Origin of the sequence: Burkholderia alba, from assembly GCF_034721475.1 — a bacterium.
GTDB lineage: Bacteria > Pseudomonadota > Gammaproteobacteria > Burkholderiales > Burkholderiaceae > Burkholderia > Burkholderia alba.
This window is the reverse complement of record NZ_JAWJWL010000011.1, coordinates 110,076-133,512: the sequence shown is the minus strand read 5'-3', so window position 1 is coordinate 133,512 and position 23,437 is coordinate 110,076. Positions and strand designations below refer to the sequence as shown.

Annotated in this window: 19 protein-coding genes; 3 read left to right on the top strand and 16 right to left on the bottom strand. The window is 69.5% G+C overall.

Annotated features, from left to right (window positions below; translation table 11 throughout):
* Positions 1-241 precede the first annotated feature (241 nt).
* From RZR99_RS14805 to RZR99_RS14790, 4 genes are read right to left on the bottom strand one after another with little or no spacing between them, the layout of a single operon-like run.
* Positions 242-1,771, bottom strand: a complete 1,530-nt coding sequence (locus RZR99_RS14805; protein ID WP_323120526.1) for an efflux transporter outer membrane subunit — start codon at positions 1,769-1,771, stop codon at positions 242-244.
* A 19-nt stretch (positions 1,772-1,790) separates the two neighbouring features.
* A complete protein-coding gene (gene ceoB, locus RZR99_RS14800; protein WP_323120525.1) occupies positions 1,791-4,976 on the bottom strand; it encodes a multidrug efflux RND transporter permease subunit CeoB in 3,186 nt (1,061 codons plus the stop codon).
* A 59-nt stretch (positions 4,977-5,035) separates the two neighbouring features.
* Positions 5,036-6,253 carry an efflux RND transporter periplasmic adaptor subunit gene (locus RZR99_RS14795; protein ID WP_323120524.1) on the bottom strand — a complete coding sequence of 406 codons (1,218 nt, stop codon included), beginning with the start codon at positions 6,251-6,253 and terminating at the stop codon, positions 5,036-5,038.
* A 43-nt stretch (positions 6,254-6,296) separates the two neighbouring features.
* A complete protein-coding gene (locus RZR99_RS14790; RefSeq protein ID WP_323120523.1) occupies positions 6,297-7,148 on the bottom strand; it encodes an alpha/beta hydrolase in 852 nt (283 codons plus the stop codon).
* A 184-nt stretch (positions 7,149-7,332) separates the two neighbouring features.
* Here RZR99_RS14790 and ceoR point away from each other — a divergent pair, with 184 nt between their 5' ends.
* Positions 7,333-8,337: a putative multidrug efflux transcriptional regulator CeoR gene (gene ceoR / locus RZR99_RS14785; RefSeq protein WP_323120522.1), complete on the top strand. Its 1,005-nt coding sequence runs from the start codon at positions 7,333-7,335 to the stop codon at positions 8,335-8,337.
* 226 nt (positions 8,338-8,563) lie between these two features.
* Here the strand turns inward: ceoR and RZR99_RS14780 are convergent, their stop codons facing one another.
* Genes RZR99_RS14780 through RZR99_RS14740 form a run of 9 tightly spaced genes read right to left on the bottom strand, consistent with a single transcriptional unit; the run spans position 8,564 to position 17,647 of the window.
* The gene (locus tag RZR99_RS14780; RefSeq protein WP_323120521.1) at positions 8,564-9,919 is read right to left on the bottom strand and encodes a UDP-N-acetylglucosamine 2-epimerase; all 1,356 of its coding nucleotides are present in this window, start codon (positions 9,917-9,919) and stop codon (positions 8,564-8,566) included.
* Positions 9,907-10,746 (bottom strand): glycosyltransferase family 9 protein, encoded by an 840-nt coding sequence (locus RZR99_RS14775; protein WP_323120520.1) that lies wholly within the window; start codon positions 10,744-10,746, stop codon positions 9,907-9,909. The genes RZR99_RS14780 and RZR99_RS14775 overlap by 13 nt, the downstream gene beginning before the upstream one ends.
* Positions 10,743-11,927, bottom strand: coding sequence for a 2-deoxy-scyllo-inosose synthase (locus RZR99_RS14770; protein ID WP_323120519.1), 1,185 nt, complete (start codon positions 11,925-11,927; stop codon positions 10,743-10,745). Before RZR99_RS14770 ends, RZR99_RS14775 begins: the two co-directional genes overlap by 4 nt.
* A 3-nt stretch (positions 11,928-11,930) precedes the next feature.
* On the bottom strand, positions 11,931-13,166 hold the full coding sequence (locus RZR99_RS14765; protein WP_323120518.1) for a DegT/DnrJ/EryC1/StrS aminotransferase family protein: 1,236 nt from the start codon (positions 13,164-13,166) through the stop codon (positions 11,931-11,933).
* A 13-nt stretch (positions 13,167-13,179) separates the two neighbouring features.
* A complete protein-coding gene (locus RZR99_RS14760) occupies positions 13,180-13,974 on the bottom strand; it encodes a glycosyltransferase (protein WP_323120517.1) in 795 nt (264 codons plus the stop codon).
* A complete protein-coding gene (locus RZR99_RS14755; RefSeq protein ID WP_323120516.1) occupies positions 13,955-14,659 on the bottom strand; it encodes a PIG-L family deacetylase in 705 nt (234 codons plus the stop codon). The genes RZR99_RS14760 and RZR99_RS14755 overlap by 20 nt, the downstream gene beginning before the upstream one ends.
* Entirely contained in the window at positions 14,656-15,756 is a 1,101-nt protein-coding gene (locus RZR99_RS14750) for a glycosyltransferase (protein ID WP_323120515.1), read from the bottom strand. The genes RZR99_RS14755 and RZR99_RS14750 overlap by 4 nt, the downstream gene beginning before the upstream one ends.
* Before the next feature lies 1 nt (position 15,757).
* A complete protein-coding gene (locus tag RZR99_RS14745) occupies positions 15,758-16,576 on the bottom strand; it encodes a class I SAM-dependent methyltransferase (protein ID WP_323120514.1) in 819 nt (272 codons plus the stop codon).
* 12 nt (positions 16,577-16,588) lie between these two features.
* A complete protein-coding gene (locus RZR99_RS14740; RefSeq protein ID WP_323120513.1) occupies positions 16,589-17,647 on the bottom strand; it encodes a radical SAM protein in 1,059 nt (352 codons plus the stop codon).
* Positions 17,648-17,926: 279 nt separating this feature from the next.
* Between RZR99_RS14740 and RZR99_RS14735 the strand changes: the two genes are divergently transcribed.
* Entirely contained in the window at positions 17,927-18,796 is an 870-nt protein-coding gene (locus tag RZR99_RS14735; protein ID WP_323120512.1) for a glycosyltransferase family 9 protein, read from the top strand.
* Between the two features lie 13 nt (positions 18,797-18,809).
* On the opposite strand, the gene RZR99_RS14730 is transcribed toward RZR99_RS14735, so the two are convergent.
* Both RZR99_RS14730 and RZR99_RS14725 read right to left on the bottom strand, forming a co-directional pair.
* A complete protein-coding gene (locus RZR99_RS14730; protein ID WP_323120511.1) occupies positions 18,810-19,847 on the bottom strand; it encodes an Ldh family oxidoreductase in 1,038 nt (345 codons plus the stop codon).
* Positions 19,840-21,525 carry an aldehyde dehydrogenase (NADP(+)) gene (locus RZR99_RS14725; protein ID WP_323120510.1) on the bottom strand — a complete coding sequence of 562 codons (1,686 nt, stop codon included), beginning with the start codon at positions 21,523-21,525 and terminating at the stop codon, positions 19,840-19,842. Before RZR99_RS14725 ends, RZR99_RS14730 begins: the two co-directional genes overlap by 8 nt.
* Positions 21,526-21,812: 287 nt before the next feature.
* On the opposite strand from RZR99_RS14725, the gene RZR99_RS14720 reads away from it, so the two are divergent.
* Positions 21,813-22,100, top strand: coding sequence for a DUF4148 domain-containing protein (locus RZR99_RS14720; RefSeq protein ID WP_323120509.1), 288 nt, complete (start codon positions 21,813-21,815; stop codon positions 22,098-22,100).
* 212 nt (positions 22,101-22,312) lie between these two features.
* Here the strand turns inward: RZR99_RS14720 and RZR99_RS14715 are convergent, their stop codons facing one another.
* The gene (locus tag RZR99_RS14715; RefSeq protein ID WP_323120508.1) at positions 22,313-23,377 is read right to left on the bottom strand and encodes a purine-nucleoside phosphorylase; all 1,065 of its coding nucleotides are present in this window, start codon (positions 23,375-23,377) and stop codon (positions 22,313-22,315) included.
* Between the last annotated feature and the right edge of the window lie 60 nt (positions 23,378-23,437).

Here is a 23,437-nt window from a genome sequence, read left to right as displayed (position 1 = left end):
TGGCCGCAGCCGATCCGAAGCGGAAGTTGGATAGGCCGAGGGAAAGTACCGGGAATCGGACATTCTCGCAGTCAGTGCGTTGAAGGCGAGCGCAACTTGCCCGTGAAAATGCAATAGCAGACGCTCACGGTCGGCCGCTCGTTGGCCGATAGACCCCAGCTGCCCCCCGAAAGCATCGAAGAAAAAAGGGGCGCACGACCTACGTGCGCCCCTTCCCCGGCTCAACCCGACACCGCCCGCCTCAACGTTGCGCGACCCGCTCCCCCTGCGCCGGCGTGCCGCTGCCGACCGCCTGCGGCGCATCGCCCCAACCGCCACCCAACGCGCGGATCAGGTTCACGGTCGACACCGCCTGCGTCCCGGTCAACTGATTCGCCTGCAACTGCGACACCAACACCGACCGCTCGCTATCGATCACATCGAGATAACTAACCTGCCCTTCCTGATACTGCGTGCGCGACAGCTTCGCGGCGCGGCGCGACGCGTTGACCGCGTCGTCCTGCGCACGAATCTGATCGTCGAGCAGACGCAGATCGGCCAGGTTGTCCTCGACCTCGCGGAACGCCACCAGCACCTGCTGGCGATAGTTCGCCACCTGCTCGTCGTACTGCGCGCGCGCCTGCTGCACGCCCGCGCTGCGGCGGCCGCCGTCGAACAGCGGCAGCGTGAGCGCCGTGCCCGCGAACGGCCCGAGCAGGAAGGTCCGGCTCGACCACATGAACAGGCTGCCGAGCGTCGACGCCTCATAGCCGAACGCGCCCGTGATATCGAGCTTCGGGAAGTACGCGGACTTCGCGAGACCGACCCGCGCGTTCGCCGCCGCCATCGCCCGCTCCGCCGCCGAGACGTCCGGGCGGCGCTCCAGCAGCGCGGACGGCAGACCCGGCGGCACCCTCACCGTCACCGGCACGATCGGCGTTTCCTTGAACCCGAAATCGGCCGGCGCCTTGCCGAGCAGGATCGCGAGCGCATGCTCGGACGCGGCGCGCCGCCGCGCGACGCCGACCGCGTCGGCCTGCGCGGTGGCCAACTCGTTCTTCGCCCGCGACACGTCCAGCTCGCCGATGTCGCCCTCGGTGAAGCGCCGCTGCGCGAGCTTCAACGCTTCCTGACGCAGATCCACCGTGCGCCGGTACAGATCCTGATCCGAATCGAGCTGCCGCAGCTCGAAGTAGTTCTGCGCGACGTCCGCCTGCAGCGCAAGCTGCACCGAACGGAACAGCGCTTCGCTCTGCGCGGTGTCGGCGCGCGACGCCTCGACGTTGCGGCTCACGCGGCCGAACAGATCCGCCTCGTACGACACCGAGCCCTGCGCGCGCCACAGCGTCGCGTTGGTCGGGCCGGTCCCCTGCGGCTGGAACTGCGACGCCGACGAGAGCCCTTCCCGCGTCGGGCCGAAGCCCGCGCCGATCTGCGGGAACCACGACGAGCGCGCCGCGCGGGTCGCCGCGCGTGCTTCCTCGACGCGCGCGGCCGCCGCCTTCAGGTTTTGGTTGGCGTCGAGCGCCTGCTGTTCGAGCCCGTCGAGCACCGGATCGTTGAACACCTTCCACCACTCGCCGCGATGCAAAGCGTCGGCGGGCTCGGCGGTTTTCCAGCTACCCGCCTGTTCGCCGGCGGCGAGCGTCGGCGCTTCCTTGAACGCGGCGGGCGTCGTGACGTCCGGCCGCTTGTAGTCCGGCCCGACCGCGCACGCGGCGAGCAGCGTGACGAGCAGGGTGCTCGCCGCCGCGATCTTCGCGAAGCGGGCCGTGCCTTTGATGGTCATCATGTTGTTCATCGTCATATCCTCAAGCGTCCGGCGCCGGCACCGCGTAGCCCGCCGAATCCTTCTGGGCGACGTGGATCTTGCCGCCCGCCAGCGTACGCAGCACCACATAAAACACCGGTGTCAGCATCAGGCCGAACAGCGTCACGCCGAGCATCCCGAAGAACACCGCGATCCCCATCGCGTGCCGCATTTCCGAACCCGCGCCCGTCGACAGCACGAGCGGCACCACCCCCATGATGAACGCGATCGACGTCATCAGAATCGGCCGCAGCCGCAGCCGGCTCGCCTCGATCGCCGCCTCGAGCGGCGTCTTGCCGTCGTGCTCCAGCTCGCGCGCGAATTCGACGATCAGGATCGCGTTCTTCGCCGACAGCCCCACCAGCACCATCAAGCCGATCTGCGTGAAGATGTTGTTGTCGCCCTGCGTGAGCCACACCCCGGTCAGCGCCGACAGAATGCTCATCGGCACGATCAGGATCACCGCGAGCGGCAGCGTCAGGCTTTCATACAGCGCGGCCAGCACCAGGAACACCAGCAGCACGCTGATCGGGAACACCCAGAACGCGGAGTCTCCCGCCAGGATCTGCTGATAGGTCAGGTCGGTCCATTCGAACTTCACGCCGCGCGGCAAGGTCTGCGCGGCGATCCGCTCGACCGCCGCCTGCGCCTGCCCCGACGAGTAGCCGGGCGCCGGGCCGCCGTTCACGTCCGCCGCGGTGTAGCCGTTGTAGCGCACCACCATTTCCGGACCGAAGGTGGGCGACACCGTCACCAGCGACGACAGCGGCACCATCTCGCCCGCGGCGTTGCGGGTCTTGAGCTGCAGGATGTCGTCGGCGCGCTGACGGAACGGCGCGTCCGCCTGCACCCGCACCTGGTACACGCGGCCGAAGCGGTTGAAGTCGTTCACGTACAGCGAGCCCAGATAGATCTGCATCGTGTCGAACACATCCGTCACGTTCACGCCGAGCTGCTTCGCCTTCACGCGGTCCAGGTCGACGTTCAGCTGCGGCACGTTGATCTGGTAGCTGGTGAACAGCGGCCCGAGTTCGGGCGCCTGCTGCGCGCGCTTGATGAAATCGTTGGTCGCATCGGCGAGCCGCGCGTAGCCGACCGCGCCGCGGTCCTCGACCTGCAGCTTGAAGCCGCCCAGCGTACCGAGGCCCAGCACCGGCGGCGGCGGGAACACGGCGACGAACGAATCCTTGATGGCGCCGTACTTCTGGTTCAGCGCGCCCGCGATCGCGCCGGCCGACAGCGCCTTGCCGTGCCGCTGGTCGAACGGCTTCAGCGTCACGAACACGATGCCCGCGCTCGAGCTGTTGGTGAAGCCGTTCACCGACAGGCCCGGGAACGACACCGCGCTCTCCACGCCGTCCTGCTTCAGCGCGATCGCGCCCATCTCGCGGATCACTTTCTCGGTGCGGTCGAGCGACGCGCCGTTCGGCAGCTGCGCGAACGCGATCAGGTACTCCTTGTCCTGCGCGGGCACGAAGCCGCCCGGCACGACCCGCGACATCATCACGGTCGCGCCCACCAGCACCAGATACACGCCGAGCATCACCGCCTTGCGCGACAGCACGCCGCGCACGCCGCGTCCATAGTTCTCCGCGCCGCGATGGAACACCTTGTTGAAGCCGCGGAAGAACGGACCGAGCACGCGGTTCATCACGCGCGTGAGCCAGTCTTCCTTGTCGCCGTGGCCCTTCAGCAGGATCGCGGACAGCGCGGGCGACAGGGTCAGCGAGTTGAACGCCGAGATCACCGTCGAGATCGCGATGGTCATCGCGAACTGCTTGTAGAACTGGCCGGTCAGGCCCGACATGAACGCGAGCGGCACGAACACGGCGACCAGCGTCAGCGCGATCGCGATGATCGGCCCGCTCACTTCCTGCATCGCCTTGTACGTGGCGGCGCGCGCGGACAGCCCGCTCTCGATGTTCCGTTCGACGTTCTCGACCACGACGATCGCATCGTCCACCACGATCCCGATCGCGAGCACCATCCCGAACAGCGACAGCGCATTGATCGAATAGCCGAACAACAGCAGCAGCGAGAACGTGCCGATGATCGACACCGGCACCGCGATCAGCGGAATGATCGACGCGCGCCAGGTCTGCAGGAAGATGATCACGACGATCACGACGAGCGCGATCGCCTCGAGCAGCGTATGCACCACCGCCTTGATGCTCGAGCGCACGAACTGCGTCGGGTCGTAGACGATCTTGTAGTCGACGCCCGCCGGGAAATCGTGCTTCAGCTCCGCCATCGTCTTGCGCACTTCGTCGGAGATCGCGAGCGAATTCGCGCCCGGTGACTGGTTGATCGCCATCGCGACCGCCGGCTTGTTGTCGAGCAGCGAGCGCAGCCCGTACTCGGAGGCGTCGAGCTGGATCCGCGCGATGTCGCGCAGGTGCGTGACGCCGCCGTCCGGCGCGGTCTTGACGACGATGTCGCCGAATTCGCCCTCGGACTGCAGACGGCCGCGCGCATTCACCGACAGCTGCAGCGGCGTGCCCGGCTCCGACGGCGACGCGCCGATCACGCCGGCCGCGACCTGCACGTTCTGGTCGCGGATCGCTTTCACGACGTCGTCCGCGGTCAGGCCGCGCTGCGCGACCTTCTGCGGATCGAGCCAGATCCGCATCGCGTAGTCGCCCGATCCCCACAGCTGCACCTGGCCGACACCCTGGATCCGCGACAGCCGGTCCTTCACGTTGATCAGCGCGTAGTTGCGCAGATACGTCATGTCGTAGCGGTTGTCCGGCGAGATCAGGTGGACCACCATCGTGAGGGTCGGCGAGCTTTTCACGGTGGTGATGCCGAGCCGCTGCACGTCTTCCGGCAGACGCGGCAGCGCCTGGTTCACGCGGTTCTGCACGAGCTGCGTGGCCTTGTCCGGATCGGTGCCGAGCTTGAACGTGACGGTGATCGTGAGGTTGCCGTCGCTGTTCGCCTGCGACTGCATGTACAGCATGTCCTCGACGCCGTTGATCTGCTCCTCGATCGGCGACGCGACGGTTTCGGCGATCACCTTCGGGTTGGCGCCGGGATACTGCGCCTTGACGATCACCGACGGCGGCACGACCTCCGGGTACTCGGAAATCGGCAGCATAAACATCGCGATCACCCCGCCGAGCAGGATGATGACCGATAGCACCCCTGCGAAGATCGGTCGATCGATAAAGAATTTGGATATGTTCATGAAAGGCTCTGTCTGTTTGGGCGCGAAGGCGCGACGGGCTCGCTGGAATCAGCGGCCGGTCACGAATTCGCCTTGGCCGACGCCTCTTTCGCGTTCGCGGCCACCGGTGTCGCGGGCGCATCCTCGCTGCCCGTCATCGGCACCATGTGCGGTTTCACCTGTTCGCCGGGGCGCACGAGCTGCGTGCCGCTCACGACGATCCGGTCGGTCGCCTGCAGGCCGCCGACGATCACGCGCTGGTTGCCGTGCTGCGCACCGAGCTGCACCTCGCGGTACGACACGCGGCCCTGCGCATCGACCACGAACACGAACTTCTTGTCCTGGTCGGTGTTGATCGCCGCGTCGTCGACGAGCAGCGCCGGATGCGGCTCGCTGCCGCCCACCTTCACGCGCGCATAGAGGCCCGGCACCAGCGCGCCGTCCGCGTTGTCGAAGCGCGCGCGCACCCGGATCGTGCCGGACGACGTGTCGAGCCGGTTGTCGACCGAATCGATCACGCCCTGCCGCGAGTAGCCGGACTCGTTCGCCAGCCCGAGCTCCACCGGCACCTTGCGGCCGTCCTTCGCGCCGCCGATGTACTGGAGGTAGGTCTGCTCGTCCGCATCGAACGACGCGTAGATCGGCGACACCGATACCAGCGTCGTCAGCGGCGCGGCCGATGCGCCCGCCGACACCACGTTGCCCAGCGTGATCTCCGCGCGCGACACGCGGCCGGCGACCGGCGCGACGATCCGCGTGTAGCCGAGGTTGATGCGCGCCGTTTCGAGCGCCGCGGCGGCGGCCTTGAGATTGGCGTTCGCTTCGCGCGCGGCGTTCTGCTTCTCGTCGAAATCGCGCTTCGCGATCGCGTTGTCGCCGATCAGCCGCTGCGCGCGCTGCCAGTCGCTTTGCGCATAGCCGTCGCGCGCCTGCGCGGCGGCAAGCTGCGCGGCAGCGCGGTCGACTTCGGCCTGGTACGGACGCGGGTCGATCACGAACAGCGTGTCGCCCTTCTTCACGAGCGCGCCGTCCTTGAAATTGACCGACACGATCGTGCCCGACACGAGCGGCCGGACATCGACCTTCTCGACCGCCTCGAGGCGGCCCGAATAGCTCTGCCAGTCGGTGACGGTCTTCGACAGCACGGTCGCGACGTCCACTTCGGGCAGCGGCGCCGCCGCCTTGTCGGGCGAGCTGGCGTTCACGCGAATGGCGCCGAACGTGCCGAGGCCGACGACGACGAGCGTCGCCAGCGCGGCGGCCGCGAGGCGCGAACGGGGGGTGCGCAGGATAGACATGTGGATCTCCGGTAGCGTAAGTCGGTTGGTATCAGGTATCGGGTCAGGTCGCGGTGCGCGCCTGGAAGCGGCACTGGAAGAAGCGCACGGCCTCTTGCAGCGCGGGGGTGTACTCGGCCAGCGTCGCGTGCGTGATGTCGGGATAGCGGACCACCTGGGTCAGCACGCCCGAGTCGATCAGGCAGCCGGCGTACTTCTCGGCTTCGACGTGCAGCACGTCGTTCTGGGCCGTGGCGATCAGCGTGGGCGGCAGCCCCGCGAGCCGCACCGATTCGATCGGCGCGGCATACGGATGCATGCGCTGCGACGGTTGCGGCAGGTACGCGCGGTAGCAGGCCGCACATTCCCGCGCGGTGATGTCGGACGACAGCCGCTGCTCGTCGCCGATGCGCGTCATGCTCGGGTCCAGCATCGGCCCGAACAGCGCCTGCGCGGCGATCGGCACCTCGCCCCGGTCGCGGGCGATGAAGGCCAGGCAGTTCGCGAGCTGGCCGCCCGCGTCGTGGCCGGCCACGCCGATCTTCTTCGGGTTGCCGCCGAACGCGCGGGCGCGGGCTTCCACCCAGCGGGCCGCTCGAAACGCATCCTCCGGCGCGGCCGGAAACGGATACTTCGGCGCCAGCGAATAATCGACGGAGACGACGAGCGCTGGTAAGTGTTCTGCTAAAAAGCGCGCGGCGAAATCGGCGTCGGCGAGCGAACCGCGCACAAAGCCGCCGCCGTGAAAGTAAAGCACTACCGGCAGTCCGGTTTTATCGGGCCGGCGGTAAAGCCGCAGCACGATGTCCTTCGCGTATCCCTCGATTTCGACGTCCGAAACCGCGAGAGCCGCGCGCGTGCGGGCTGCGCCGGCCGGAGCCGGGGTCAGCAGATTGCGGAAGTCTGAAGCGTCCATGACGGTCACGTGCGGCAACGCACATCCATTTCGAGATGGATCGCATTCTGGCTCCGGCAGACATCCGGATAAATGCCTATAATCCGGCAACACAATTCACCGCCTCTGAACAATCGACGGCTGCGTGCGCCTAACGGGCGTCGCGGCCTGCTGTTGTTCCGGCTTCCTTTTTCCGGAGGTAGTAATGGACCGGCTTCAGGCCATGCAGGTGTTTACGCGGGTCGTCGATACGAACAGCTTCACCAAGGCGGCCGAGACGCTCGGTCTGCCGCGCGCGTCGGTCACCACGATCATCCAGAATCTCGAAGCTTTCCTCGGCGTGCGGCTGATGCACCGGACCACCCGGCGCCTGTCGCTGACGCCGGACGGCGCCGCGTACTACGAGCGCTGCGTGCGGATCCTCGCGGACGTCGAGGAAACCGAGGCGAGCTTCCAGTCCAACAATCGCAAGCCGCACGGCAAGCTGCGGGTGGACATGCCGGGGTCGATCGGGCGGCTGCTGGTGATCCCTTCCCTGTGCGAATTCCATACGCGCTACCCGGATATCGATCTGCAGCTCGGGCTGTCGGACCGGCCGGTGGATCTGCTGCAGGAAGGCGTCGACTGCGTGATCCGGGTCGGCGCGCTGCAGGATTCGTCGCTGGTCGCGCGCCGCATCGGGCTGTTCGAAGGCGTGTCGGTGGCGTCGCCCGCGTATCTGGAGAAGTACGGCGAGCCGATGACGATCGAGGATCTCGGCCAGCACAAGGCGGTCAATTATTTTTCGAGCCGCACCGGACGCATGATCGACTGGGCGTTCCTGATCGACGGCAAGGAAGTCGAGATCAAGATGGAGAGCATCGTGTCGGTCAACGACGCGGATGCCTACGTCACCTGCGGCATCGAAGGCTTCGGGCTGGTCCAGCCGCCGCTGTTCATGGTGCTGCCGCATTTGCGCGCCGGCACGCTGAAGGAGGTGCTGCCCGGCTACAAGCCGCTGCCGATGCCGATTTCCGTCGTGTATCCGCACAGCCGGCATCTGTCGCCGAAGGTGCGGGTGTTCGTCGACTGGATCGCCGAAGTGTTCGATCGCTGCCCGCTTCTGAGCGGACGCGGCACGCTCGATGCCACCTGCAGCAAGCGGACTTTCGAGGATGCCGAGCGGGCGCCGGTACTGGATACGCCGGTGCTGAACGAGTGGGTCGCGTAGCGAAGCACGCACATACGCGATGGGTGCCGGGTGCCGAAGCATCGCGACGCGCGGCACGTCGCGCAGCCGATGAAACCCGGTACCCGTCCCCACCGGATTCGCTCGACGCTCGAGCGCGCTCCCGGGCGCGGTCTCCGGTTGCCGATCATCCACCTCGGCCGGCTCGAAGCGGTTCGAGCATCCTGAGCAGGCGACGGGACAGGCCGCCCGCCCAGGCCGGCGCCCGTCAGCGCCGTTCGAAGCGCGCGCCGGCTCCGGCCAGCGGCGCGGCGGGCTGATAGTCCGCCAGCCGCCGCGCCATGGCGGCGCCGACCGACTGGCCGTAAAACTCGCCGCCCCGCGATAGCCCGGGCCAGCTCGCCTCCGGCGCCTCCCGCAACAGCACGCTCAGCTGCGCGCAAACGAACGCCGCCGACAACGGCGGCACGAGCAGGTTGGTTTGCGCATCCAGCACGGTTTCCGGGCGATCGGTGCTGAACCGGCACGTGATGCACGGTACGCCGAGCACGGCCGCCTCCTCCTGCAGGCCGCCGCTGTCGGTATACACCGCATGGCAATGCGGCGACGCGAGAAACGCGATCACGTCGACATAGCTCGGCCACAGTTCGTGGATCATCACGCCCGCCCTCGCCGCGTCGTCGAGCATCCCCTCCAGCCGATGCTGATGCAGCGCGCCGAGCAGCGCATTCGTTTTCACCAGCACGACCTGCACACCCGCGACGCTCAGCCGGGCCACGCCCTCCAGCACCGCCCGCAGCCGCTCGGGCGTCATGTTTTCCCGGCGATGCAGATCGACCCTGAGCCAGCGTCCCGACTCCAGCCGGGGATACCGGTAGAACAGCGATGCCGACGCGGCCGCCGCTTGCGCGAGCCGCACCGCGTCGCTGCTCAGCGAACCCACGCGGGCGATCCTTTCGGCCGGATACCCCTCCCGCACCAGTTGATCCACGTTGCGCTCGACGGGTGCGAGCAGCAGATCCGACGCGACCGACGCCAGCCGGGTATCGATACCTTCCGGAAACGGCTCGTCGTGAAACGGCACCCATGCGCAAGTCCGCTGCGCGCGGATGTCGTCGCCCAGCGCCTCCCAGCCGCCGGGACATGACGGCCCGAGGCTGCGCAGCCCCGCTTCGACGTGCACGCTGCGCAGGCCGTTCGCGAAATACCAGTACTGCGGAAACAGCGCCGCCGTCGACGTGTCGCCCGAGATCACCGGCACGACGGCGGTCCGGCTGCCGCACTGCGCGAGCAGCGCGCCCAGCGCGTCGATGCCCCGCGCGAGATGCGCGGCGCGCTCGAGCAGCGTGCCGCGCACGCCGAACACCACCGCGACGTGCGCTTCGTAACCCAGCTCCCGCTTCGCGCCCGTCAGCTCGGGGTCGTAGTGCTGGCCGCTGTCGACGAGCAGGAACGGCACGTCCTGCGCAAGGCACGCGTGCACCAGGCTCGCCAGCTTGATGTAGCAAGGCTTGGTCGCCAGCACGATCAGATAGAGCGGCCGCGCCCGCGCGTTGGCTCTGGACACGGCGGCGTCGATCAGCGCCAGGTCGACATGCGCGAGCGCCTCGTTCAATGCAGACATGCGGGCACCTTGATGCGGAGGATTTCTCGCTGGGCGAGCCGTTCGATCGACGCGAGCGCGTCGATCACCTGTTCGGGCGCGATGTGCGCGAGGCACGGATAGCGACCCGCGCAGGTTTCCGCCTTGTTGCAGGGACAGCAGTCGAGTTCGGCCTGCAGAACCCGCACCCGCTGCTCGCGGGTCGCGCGAAAGCGCGGATCGATGCCGCCGAAGATCGCCAGCGCCGGGATCGAGCGCGCCATCGCCAGATGCAGCATGCCCGAATCGAAGCACAGCACCGCGCGCGCATGATCGAGCAGCCCGAGCAACTGCGGCAGGCTCAGCCGGCCGCGCAGATCCGCGCGGCACGCCAGCGCGGGCGCGGGGCTCAGGCCGCTCAGCACCACGTGCTCGCGTTCGCGTTCGAGCAGCGACGCAAGCGCCTGCAGATGCGCGACCGGCCAGCTCCGCGCGGGATGGCCGGATTCCGGCGCGATCACCAGCGCGCCCGCGTGTCCGGCGAACGGCTCGCTCCACGCCGTCGGCACGTGCAGGCGCGGCGCGTCGAACGGGCCGGCCACGCGCAGCAGGTGGGCGAACTCGAGCGTCCGGTGCATCGTCGGCGCGAGCGTGCAGGTGGCCGCGTCCAGATCGATCGTCCCGGCGCGCGCCGTCGCCGAACAGGTCACGTCGGGCCGGCCCGCCTGAACGGCCTCGATCCAGTCGGGCCGGGTCACGAGATGCACGTCGATGCCCTGCGCCGCGAGCTTGTCCACGACGGGCAGCAACATGACGAGATTCCCGAGCCCGTGCGTGCGCTTGATCGAAATGCCGGATGCCCGCCTCATCGCGCACCTCCGACGTCGGCATAGTGACCGGACGCGAGTTTCGCGAAACCGTCGAGCAGCTCCGCTTCGTCGACGGGCACGAGCGGCAGTCCGCCGGTCACGGCCGGCCGGCCGAGGTGCTTCAGCAGCACGAACGCATGCTCGCGCGGCTTCAGCGCGATGCGGCCGCGCTTGTTGTCGCGCCGGACGCGCTCGACCACGGCCGCCGCGTCGACCGGTCCCGGCAGGGTCACGGGCGCGCGGGCGCGGCACAGCAGATCCGCGTGGCGCGCTTCCTCCTCTTCCGTCAGCCAGCCCCGCGCGCGCGATATCGCCGCCGCGACCAGCATGCCGAGGCCGACCGCGTGGCCGTGCGTCAGCGTGCCCGTCTCCAGCTCGAGCGCGTGGCCCACCGTGTGGCCGTACTCGAGCACGACGCCCCGATGCTGCTCGAACGGGTCCTCGTCCAGCAGCCGCTGCTTCGCGGCGACGCCCAGCTTGACGAGCGCGCACCACGCGGCGGGGTCCGCGCGCGCCGCGATCGCGTCGTAGTACGGCAGCGACGCCGTATCGAACGCCAGCCCGTTCTTGCACAATTCGACCACGCCCGCGGAGAACTCCGTCTGCGGCAAGGTCTGCAGGTATTGCACGTCGACGCAGCTCAGCTGCGCGGGATGGTAGAGACCGTACAGATTCTTCGCGTGCCGGCCGTTGACGGCCTGCTTCTGCGACAGCACGGAATCGGACATCGCCAGCAGGGTCGTCGGCACGTGCACCAGCCTCACGCCGCGAAACAGCAGCCCGGCGGCCAGCCCCGCGAGATTGCCGGTCAGGCCGCCGCCGAACGAGACGACCACCGAGCGGCGCGTCGCGCCCGCGTCGACCGCCTCGTCGAGGATCGCCTGCACACGGTCGAGCGACTTGCCGGTTTCGGCCGCCTCGACCCGGATGCACGACACCCCGACCTGCGTCCGCAGCGCGCGGATCAGCTCCGCGCCCCACAGCGCATGCACGCGCGCGTCGGCCACCAGCACGACGTGGTCGGTCAGTCCGGCGATCTGCTCGACCAGCGCGCCCGTGCATCGGTGGCCGAGCAGGAACCGCATGTCGCGATCGCCGAAACGGAAATCCATCGTATCGATGGCGCCGGGCGCTGCCGCCGCCTCGTCGTCGCGCAATTCGCAACCTAGCGTCTGTCTCATGATTCAGGCCCGGAGTCGGTGCGCGTGGCGCTTGAGCTTGTAGAAGGCGGCCGCGAGATCGTCGATGTCGGCTTCGTCGCCGAGAAACAGCCAGTGCGGCAGCACGACATGCCGGCGATGCGCATCGAGCGCATGCGGCAACGGCCCGCGCGCGGCCGCCGTGCCGGGCGGGAGCAGCGCATGCCGGTCGAGCGGCGCGTAGGGGGGATGAACCCAGCAGCCCAGCTCGGCCGACAACGCGGCGCCGAACCGCGCCGCCTCGACGCCGTCGAACGCCGGCTGCTCGAGGCGCACCGGAAAGTGATAGAGGGTCGTCGCGTCGCTGCCGGGCGCGCTCTCCTGAAAGCCGAAGCCGCCGATCTCCGTCAGCGTGCGGCGCAATCGCTGCGCGCGCTGCGCCCGCAGGCGATTCTCGTCGTCGAGGTCGGCGAGCCGCACATGCAGCACCGCCGCCTGCAATTCGCTCAGGCAAAAATTCTGCGCGAAGACCCCGCCGGCTTCCTCGAGATCCATCCGCCCTTGCGGCGCGCGCTGCGCCGCGAGCCGGCGTCCGTCCGACCGCGCGCGATAGATCCGGTCGGCCAGCGCGCTGTCGCGGCAGATGCACGCGCCGCCCTCGCCCGCCGTCAGCACCTTGCCGTTCTGCATGCTGAAGGTGCCCACCGCGCCGATCGAGCCGACGCGCCGGCCGCGCCAGCGCGCGCCGTGCGCCTGCGCGCAGTCCTCGATCAGCGCGATGCCCGCCTGTTCCGCGAGCGCGGTAAGCGCGTCGAGATCCGCGATGGCGTTGTACAGATGCACCGCCATCACCGCGCGCGTGCGCGGCGTGATCGCGTCGCGCGCCTGCCGCGGATCGATGCAGAGCGACGCCGGATCGACGTCGACCAGCACCGGCGTCGCGCCGACCGCCGCCACCGCGCTCGCGCAGGCCACCCACGTCAGCGCCGGCACGAGCACCTCGTCGCCGCTGCCGATCCCGAGCGCGCGCATCGCGCACATCAGCGCGCTGGTGCCGTTCGCCGTCGGAATGCAATGCTCGACGCCGTTGTACGCCGCGAACGCATGCGCGAAGCGCGTGTCGTACGCATCCTGCGGCCCGCTCGACAACCCGCTGACCGCCCAGCGGCCGCTGCGCAGCACCTCGACGACCTCTCGCTCCAGCGCATCCGTCGTGCGCGGCCAGCGCGGCCACGGCCGATTGCGTATCGCGTGCCCGCCTTCCCAAGCCAGTTCGCTCATTCGATGCTCTCCGTCAACGATCGAGGGTCGGGCCGCTCGTCACGCGCAGGTTCGACACGCCCCCCAGGTAGTACTGCACGCTCGGCCGGCGGCTGCACGCGAAGCGGACGGCCGCGTCGACGCAGCGCCGGTAGAGCTTGTCGTCCTCGCCCACCCGCATCCGCAGATCCGTCGCGCTGAAGGCGGTGTCGAAGCCGACTCGCCGCAGCACGTCCGTCCTGAACAGCCATTCGTTCATGTCCACCGTCGCCCAATCGGCGTCCTCCGCCGCGGCCGACGCGCCGTCGCGCATCACCGGATCGCCCGGAACGATGACGCCGCGCTCGACGCACGCGCGATACAGGCGCGCGGCAATGTCGGGATCGTCGTGCCACGGGTAGCGATCGAACCCGAACGGCGAGCCGTCCGGATTCCTGACGAACCGCCATGCGTGCGCGGCATCGAGACCGTCCCGTTCGATCAGGGCCAGCAGCGACTCGACGTGATGCGGATCGACGGCGTTGTCGTCGTCGAGAAAGCAGACGAACGGGGTGTCGACGTCGTCCAGCGCCGCCGCGCGCAGACGCGCGATGCGCGGCGACGACGCCCCCTGGAACGGCGCGCCGTCGAGCGCGCGCCATTCGACCGCGTCGCGCCAGCGCGCGAGCGGCGCGGCGGCGCGCAGCGCATCGGCCCGCTCCGACAGCACCCGGTGCCGCACGCGGTGCGCGACGGATTGCGCCGCGACGCTCGCGATGCAACGCGCGAGCGCCTCCGGACGATCGACCGCGAAGGTCAGGACACAAACATCAGCGACAGCACCAGACACGCTCGCCTCCGATTCGATGGGTATGCGCGACGACCGCGCACAAATCCTTGCGCGCGACTTGCGAGGCGTAGCCGGCCAGCACGCGCAGCTTGTCCGTCAGCCACGCGCCGTTCGGCGTCAGTGCCGGCCGGGCCCGCCCGGTCCGGCGCGCCAGCTCCGCCCCGTACGCGTGCTCGTCCAGCTCGCCCGCATAAGGCAGATCCTCGTACAGCCACACCGGACACTGCGACGCGAACGCGGCCTGCGCGGCGACGCGGGTCACCAGGTGATCGACATGTCCGCCGATCCCGAGCGGCGCATAGACCGCGCGCGGCCGGAACATCGCGTTCAGCGTCGTCAGGCACCGCACCAATGCGTCGACGACCGGATCGCGCGTCGCGACGGCGTCGTCGACGAACAGCGCATCGGTCGTCCGGTAGCCGCGCAGCGGCGCTTCGGCGAACGGCAGCGACAGGCTGCGCAGGCGCAGCGCGCGGCACGCACGGGATTCCTCCGCGCCGCGCAGCCGCGTGATCGCGGCGGTGTCGAGCCCCGGCCGCGCGTACGGCGCGAAGTTGCTGCGCGTGAACACGGCGACGGCAACCCCGGCGGCGCGCGGCGCGGCCGCGCCGAGGATGCGGCCCGCGAGCGAATACGCGATGTCGTCGCGATGCGGGGACAAATACAGGACAGGCGCAGCGCTCATTCGACGGCCACGCGTCCGAGCATCGCCGCGTAGGCCGCGCGCAACGCCCCGACCGATTGCTCGGGCGAGAAGCGCCGCGCGAAGCGGGCCGCGAGCCGCGCGCCCGCATCGCGGCGCGACGCATCCGACGCGAGCAGAGCCGCGAGCGCGTCCGCGAGACCGCCGGTATCGCCGATCGGCACGATCCACTCGTAATCCGCGCCGCAGATCCAGCGCGCGCCGGCAGTCGCCGTCGCGGCGACGGGGCGGCCTCGCGCCGCCAGTTCGAGCAGCGCCACCGGCGCCCCCTCGAACAGCGAGCTGGACACGAACACATCGGCCGCGTGCGCGATATCGTCGATTGCGCTGAACGGCGCGAACGCACCATGAAAATCGACCTGCCCGGCAATCCCGAGCATCGTCGCCAGTTCGCCCAGCCGATCGCGGTCGCCGCCGTCCCCCCAGATCGCGAGCCGGGCCGCCGGCACGCGCCGCAGCAAGAGGCCGAACGCGGCCAGCAGGAATTCGAGCCCCTTCTCCGCCGAGAGCCGCGCGATGCAGCCCACCACCGGCGCGGCACCGCCGCGCACGGACGGCACGCGCGGCGCGGCGGGCATCACCGTGTTGGGCACCACGTGAATCCCGCCGCGATAGCCGTAGCGGCGCACCGCATGGCCGGCCGCGTCGGGATTGAAGACCAGCAGCGCGTCGAGCCGATGAATCAGCGCGCCGAGCGCATCGGACAGCCACCAGCAGCGCGGACTCAGATCGGTCGGCTCCCAGCCCGCGACGGGCAGCGCGGGCGCATCGCTCAACCACGCGAGGCAATGCGCCTCGATCGGCATGAACTGGATCAGATCGGCCGGCGCCGCCTGATGCAGGCGGCGCGCCAGCGCACACAGCGCCAGCGGCGAATCCTGCTCCGCCTCGATCAGCGCAAGCCGCCCGGAGCCGTCGTCGCGCAATCGCGCGCGCCAGTCAGGATGCGCGCCGCGGCCGGTGACGAAGCGCAGCCGATGGCCGTCGGCCACGATCAGCTTCGCAAAGGTCACGGCCGCGTACTCCGTGCCGCCGAGATTGGCCAGCGACGGCACGACCCAGATCAGATCGAACACCATCTCAGGCCGCCCGGCGCCGGCGCAACCGGAAGTAGCCGCCCTGATCGCCCAGCGCGCCTCCGCCGGCGCGGCCGGCCGCCGATTCCAGCGCGAATCCCGCCAGCTCGGCCGCGCCGATCAGCACCGCGTTCGAGTGGTTGTACTGAACGATCGTCTTCCAGACCCGTTGCGCCTCGCGGCCGTCGGCATCGATGAAGCTGTAGAGCTGATGACTCACTAGACGGCTGCTGACGGGGTCGTATTCTTCCCATCCCATCATCGCGGCATGGCGCATGCCGTCCTCCGTGCGCACGCCCTCGGTGAGACCGTAGCTCATCATCGGTTTCGGAAAACCCGCCGCCGCCGCCGCGAGACGGCCCGCGTCGCGCACCCGCAGGTCGGCGAGCAGCAGGCCGTCCGGCTTGAGCCACGCGTGCGCGACCTGGAAGAAGCGTTCGAGCAAACGCACATTGAAGTGGCTGACGAAATCGTCGGCGGCGATCAGCGCGTCGAACGGCTCCGGCGGCGCCATGTCGAGCACGTCGCCGTGCTGCCAGTCGAGCCGCCCGCGCACCGCGCGCGGCAGGCTCTCGGCCTTGCGCCGCAGGTGCGCCAGCATCGTCTCCGAGGTGTCCACGCCGTACACGCGATGGCCGTCGTCGATCAGCGGCAGCGCGATCCGTCCCGTGCCGCAGCCGATGTCGGCCACGTGCCGCGCGGCGTCCGCGAGCTGCGCGCGGTAGTGCGAGACGGTTGCCGTCGAATCGCTATCGCCCGCGCCCGCATCGAACAGCGCGGGGTCGTAGAAATTGCCCGCCCAGGGCACGTCATTTGTCAGCATCCCGATCTCCGTTTACACCGTGACGCGATAAGCCGACCAGTCCGGCGCGATCCAGTCCTCGAGGTCCATGTAGCGGCGCTCGTAACACCAGTTGCAATCGACGCACTGGGTGATCGCATCGCCGGCCAGCCGGCGCAAGTGCTCGGCGCGCAGCCGGCGCATCGCGGCGCCGTTCCAGAACGCCGCGAAGCCGTCCGCCTGCCAGTCGCCGAACGTGTATTCCTCGCGGCCGTTGAGGTGATCGCAGAAACCGAGACGACCCCGGCTGTTCACGTACAGGTATTCCCACGGATGGATACAGGTCTTGCGAACCGCGTCGTCGCGCGTGCCGGCGGGCAGCAGCGACGCCGACAGCTCGATCAGCAGGTCGTGCTCGCGACTGAGCGCGGCCAGCCGCGCAAGCGCGGGCGGGATCTTCTCCGCGTGGCGTTCGAGACGGTCCGGATCGTCGTCGCCGGCGCGCAGCGGTTCGATCTTGAAACGCCGCACGCCGAGCGCCATGCCGGATTCGACGATCCGGTCGAGCTGCGTGACGTTGCGCCCGCTCGCCGTGACGCAGAAATAGAGGCGCTCGCCCGGATCGTGGCCGGCGGCGCGCTGCGCGTCGGCCACGATCCGCAGATTCGCGCTCACCTGGGCCAGGTCCGCGCCGCCGCGCAGTTCGCGGAACAGGTCCGCGTCGGCGGCGTCGAACGACACGCCCACCGTGATCCCGTCGCGGCCGAGCCTCGACCACAGCCCCGGCCGCCGCGCGACGCCGTTCGTGATCAGCTTGATCCTGACCGGATAGGCCTGCGCGACATCGAGATAGCGTTCGAAATCCGGAATGATCGTGCTTTCGCCCCAGCCGCGCAGATCGACGAATTCGGCGGACGGAAACAGCTCCGCCGCGATCTCCGAGAACAGCGGCAGCGGCAGGATGTTGCCCTTGACCGGATTGCAGCGGCACATCGGGCAAGTCAGGTTGCACAGGTCGGTCAACTCGACGTAGATCGCGCGCGGCAGCCCCGCATGCACCTCCGGCGCGGTGGAAGCACGGGCATCGTGAAAGCGAACGGTCTGGGTACGCATGATCTCTTTTCCCGTTGGGGATCGAGTGGGGATCCGGGTGCCGGAAGCGCGGCCCCGCGTCCCGCCCGCGTGCCGGGCCAGCCGGACACGCATGCGTCTTCGCGGTGCAATCGCGTGCATCGTCGATGCCGTGCGGTGATTGCAACCCGTTTTCCCCCGACGCGTAACTACCTGAATTGGTAGTTGTCCCGGCGAATTCGCGAATGCTTAGATATCCGTCGTTTGAGCCGATCGTCGACGTCGCCTCGGCGGTCTCGCGACCCTTCCTCGCGGAGCGCGATGGATTCGACCGTCTATTACTTTCCGCCCGACATCACGAAGATCGGCGACAACCTGTTGACCTGGGACATCGCGCACGAGGCGAGCCGCGCGCATGCGCGGCTGATCTATGTCTCGACGCCGACCGTCGCCGGCGTGCTGGAGCGCTTCGGTATCGACAACATCGAGTTCCGTCACGTGGCGTCCGAGCCCGCATCGTTCCGGCTCGCCCGTTCGCTGCGGCCGCGCGGCGGCGTGATCGATCTCCAGCAGTTGAACGCGTGGCTCGACTGGCCCGCCTACCGTCATCTGTTCGATACGCCGATCCATCCGCGCGCGACGCGCGAATGGGACGATCCGGACAGCGTGCGGCGCTGGGGCAGCGCGCACTTCGCGGAGATCTTCAGGGACATGCTGGATCTGCCCGACCAGGGCCGATCGAGGCCGGCGCTGCGCACGACCGGCACGCCCGGCGCCCGCCTGCTGCTGTTTCCGCATGCGATGACGGGCAGTCAGCAGCTCGGCTGCTGGCGGGACGTCGCCGCGCTCGCTTCGACGCGCGCGCCGACCGCCGTGGTGGGCCTGTCCGCCGTGCGCGAGCAGGCTGCCTGGCCGCCCGGCGTCGACGTGCTGACCGATCTGGCCGGCGGCGAGCTGGTCGACCTGATCGCGAGCGCGCGTGCCTGCATCGGCGGGTCCACGGGGCTCAGCCATGTCGCGGCGGAACTGGGCCGCCCCGTGTTGTTCGTATGGGGATGCGATACGTCGACGACATTCCGCCCGGTCCGCACCGCGACGGCGCGGCATCTGCTTGCCGGTCAGCTCACGGACGACCAGCTCCTCGCGGCGATCGGGGCGTTCATCGACGCCGAGATGGCGCCGGCGCATTGATGCGCGAGCCGCGTCATGCGGGCGCGCGATCCAGCAACGCCAACACGTCCCGATGCAGCGCGCCCGGAATCCGCACGCCGTTCGCCTCGCTGCGCACCCGCGCCTCGAAGCGCCGCTGCGACGGCAGGCGTGCGCCCTGGGACGCGATCGCTTCGAGCACGCTTTCGCCGCGCGCCAGCCCCGCGTCGTAGCCCTCGCCGAGAAACACGCGCGGATCGAGCGCCAGCACCAGTTCGCCGTGGCAGGGCGTCGCGCCGACCCCCGCGTCGAAGTCGAGCGACTCGCGGCTCGTCAGATCGCCGATCAGCGCGCCCGCGAGCAATTCGACCATCGCGGCGAGCGCCGATCCCTTGTGGCCGCCGAAGGTCCGCATCGCGCCCTGCAGCGCCGCGCGCGCATCGGTCGTCGGCTGGCCGTCCGCGTCGACCGCCCAGTCCGGCGGAATCGGCAAGCCCCGCCGCGCATGCAGTTCGATATCCCCACGCGCGATCGCGCTCGTCGCGAAATCGAACACGAACGGCTGCCCGCCCGGCCGCGGCCACGCGAACGCGAGCGGATTGGTACCGAACACCGGCCGGGCGCCGCCGGCGGGCGCGACCCAGCTGTGGCTCGGGCACATCGCGAGGCCGACCAGCCCCTGCGCCGCGATCGCCTCCACCTCCGGCCACAGCGCCGAGAAATGGAAGCAGCGGTTGATCGCGAGCGCCGCGATGCCTTGCGCGCGCGCCTGCTCGACCAGCACCGGCAACCCCAGTTCGAAGCCGGGCAGCGAGTACCCGTAGTGCGCATCGACCTTCACCACGCCGCCCGCGACTCGCCGCAGCGTCGGCTCGGCGCGCGGGTCGACCTTGCCGTCGCGCAGCGAACGCGCGCACACCAGCAACCGGTAGATCCCGTGCGAATGGCATTCGTCGCGCTGGCACTGGGCGATCACCCGCGCGATCGCCGCCGCGTGGGCGTCCGACATGCCGTAATGCGTCAGCACCCGGAACGACAGACGATAGACCTCGTCGATCGACATCACCACATCCGCTTCCATGGCATCACGCATCGCCCGCCTCCGCCGCTTGATCGGCACCGTTCACGCGCCGCGCGATGCGCAGCGGATTGCCGTCGCGTAACGCATCCGGCAGCAGTGCCGCGGGCATGTCCTGGTAGCACACCGGCCGCAGGAAACGTTCGATCGCGCGGCTGCCGACCGAGGTCGTGCGGCTGTCGGACGAAGCGGGAAACGGTCCGCCGTGCACCATCGAATCGCACACCGCCACGCCTGTACCGAAGCCGTTCGCGAGGATGCGTCCCGCGCGTTTCTCCAGTAGCGGCAGCAGCGCGGCAAACGCCGCGCGGTCGGCCTCGTCGGCCTGCACGGCGATCGTCAACTGGCCGTCGAGCGACGCCACCAACGCGCGCAGCGACACTTCATCCGGACACCGTACGATCAGCGACGATGCGCCGAACACTTCGTCTCGCAATGCAGGCCGGTTCATGAAAATTTCCGCCGTCGTCGCGAACAGGGCCGCGCGCGCCTCGCGCGGCCCGCCTTCCGCGCCGCACGCCAGTGCAACGACACCGGCGGACGCGGCACGCGCGTCGACCGCCGCGCGATAGTTCGCATCGATCGCCGAGGTCAGCATCGTGGCGGCCGGCGCCGCATCGAGCGCGGCCGCCGCCGCGCGTTCGAACGCACGCAGCGCCGGGCCGTCGACGGCGAGCACGAGACCGGGGTTCGTGCAGAATTGCCCCGCGCCCAAGGTCAGCGACGCGACGAACTGCTGCGCGATCTGCGCCCCGCGCGCGGCCAGCGCGGCCGGCAGCAGCAGCACCGGGTTCGCCGCGCTCATCTCCGCATAGACGGGAATCGGCGCTTCGCGCGCGGCGGCGATCCGCATCAGCGCGGTGCCGCCGGCGCGCGAGCCGGTGAAGCCGACCGCCTTGATCCGCGCGTCGGCGACGAGCGCCTGGCCAATCTCGCGCCCGCTGTCGAACAGCAGCGCGAACGTGCCTTCCGGCAGCCCGCAGTCGCGCACCGCGCGCTGCACCGCCTGCCCGACCAGCTCCGAGGTGCCCGGATGCGCGGCGTGCGCTTTCACGATCACCGGACAGCCCGCCGCGAGCGCCGACGCCGTATCGCCGCCGGCCACCGAGAACGCGAGCGGAAAATTCGATGCGCCGAACACCGCGACCGGTCCGATCGCGATGTTGCGCAGACGCAGGTCGTTGCACGGCATCGTCACGCCGGGCCGGGCCGAATCGAGCCGCGCGCCGATGAAGCCGCCGTCGCGCAGCACCGCCGCGAACAGGCCGAGTTGGCCGATCGTGCGCGCGCGCTCGCCCTCGATGCGCGCGCGCGGCAGGCCGGTTTCCGCGCAGCAGCGTTCGATCAGCGCGTCGCCGAGTTCGGCGAGGTAACGGCCGATGGTGTCGAGAAACGCCGCGCGCGTGTCGGGCGAGGTCTCGCGATACGCGTCGAACGCCGCATCGGCCTGCCGGCAGGCCGTGTCGAGATCGTCGCGCGTCGCGCCGCCGAACGCCGGCGCGAGCGGTTCGCCCGTCGCGGCCGCGACCGCGTGGAACGTGCCGTTCGCGCCGAACGACGCCGTGCGGCGCCGACAATCGCCGCCGCACCGCGCGTCGCCGACGCTCGCCGCCGATCGGACAGGCCGTGCGGCAAGGGCGGCGGACGCGCAGGGCGCGGCGATAGCAATGTCCGGCCGCGACGCGCGGCACACACGCCGCGCACCGGATTCATTGATGGGGAACGATGCAATCGGCATAGTCGTGCCGGCGCAGCGTATCCGCTGCCCGCCCTCGCCGCGCATCGCCGCTCGCGCGCCGCGCCCCCTCGGCGATTCAGCATCCGACCCAAACCCCTACTGTCCGCACGGACTCCGATTGTTTCCTCACCGCGACAATTCAATTCGCCGGACACCCATTTATCATTGCTGCACCTGCACCTAAATTACCCCTGTCGCGCTGAGAAAGCTCAAGAGCGCATCGAATCGACAGGAGTCGCATCATGAAACGCAGCAGCCTGCTGGTCGCAGTCACCCTGGCCCTCTCCATCTCCGCACCCGCCTTCGCGGAAGGCGGCATCGGCCACGCCGGCACTTACGGCGACACGTCGTGGTATGGCAAGAGCACCCGGACCCGCGCCGAAGTCCGCGCCGAACTCGACCACGCGCAACAGGACGGCACGCTTGCCGCTATGCGGAAAACCACGTCGTATCCGCAGGGCGTCGAAGTCGCGCAACGCGCGTATCGTCCCGATCCCGACGCCAATCAACTGGCGGGCGCCGGCCGGTAAACGGCGAACGCCGCGCGCCGACGTGCAGTCGATGCGCGGCGTTCGCCGTCCCGCCGGACACCTCGTCCGATCCGCTTCATGCCTGCTTCGTCACGCCACGATCATGAACGAACCCACGCCCTCGCAGCTCGACCACTGGGACGACACGACGCCCGTCTGGACGCCGTTCCGTTCGACCGCCGCGCCGCACTGACCGGAGCCGGCGGCCGTGCTCAGCGGCGCGGCACGCCGTCGCGCCACGCGCTCCAGTGCGTGACGATGTCCTGCACCAGCGGATTGCCCGCCAGATACAGGTTCGACGTCGCCGGCACGAAGCCGCCCTGGTCCGCGTAGTTGAGCAGATTGTCGACGTTCGTCTGGCCCGGATACGGCCGGTCGAAATCCGAACCGGTGCGCAGCACCGCCACCCGGTCGAGATCCACCCGCTTCACGCTCGACGCGCGCTTCAGCGCCTCGAAGGTCGCGTTGTCTTCCTGCGCCGTCATGCAGTACGTGCCCTTGCCGTCCGTCAGGATCTTCGTCCATTCGCGCGCGCGCTCGCCCAGCCGCGTGCCCGAGAACCACGTGTTGCCCGACGAGGTATCGCACTGGATCACCGTCGGCGGCTGGTTCGCCGGCGCGTAGTCGAACTTCGCGCGCGCCGCCTGCGCCTGCGGGCTGTCCGCGAGCTTCGCGTCGCGCGACAGCGCGTACGCCTTGTCCGCCAGTCGGGCGTTCAGCACGAACACTTCGTTGCGATAGTCGAGCGGCGGCTTCTCGGTCGGATTCTTCGTGTTGATGCCGAGATAGCCGGTGTTCCAGCCGGGCGGGATCTCGCGCGCATCCAATTCCCACTGCAGGCCGAAATCCACCAGGTACTTCGACCACGCGGCGGAACCCACGGTGCCGCGCGCCGGATCGACGCCGGCGATCCCGGAAATCAGAAAGTAGGTGCGGCGCAGGTCGAAGCGCGACGAGAACGTCAGCGCCATGATCGACGACGCGGCGTTCGCGTAGCCCATGCCGGTCGTCACGACGCACACGTCCTGGCGATTGCAGTGAACGGCCGGGTAATCGGGCGACAGGCCCGGCACCGTCACGGCCTTCCACGGTCCGAGCTTGTCGAGCCATGCCTGCCCCTCGGGGCCGAACATCGTGATGATCATCACCTTCACCGGGTGGCCCTGCGGCCCGGATTCGGCGACTGCGTCCTTGCCGCTGTCCTGCGCGAGGGACGGCGCCGCCGCGCAAGCGGCGATCGAGAAAACGGCTGCGGACAGGATGGAGCGAGTCAGCATCGGCGTTCCTTATAGGTGGATGAAGTTGGGTGAGAACGACTTTCGGAGACTGCGCGCGCA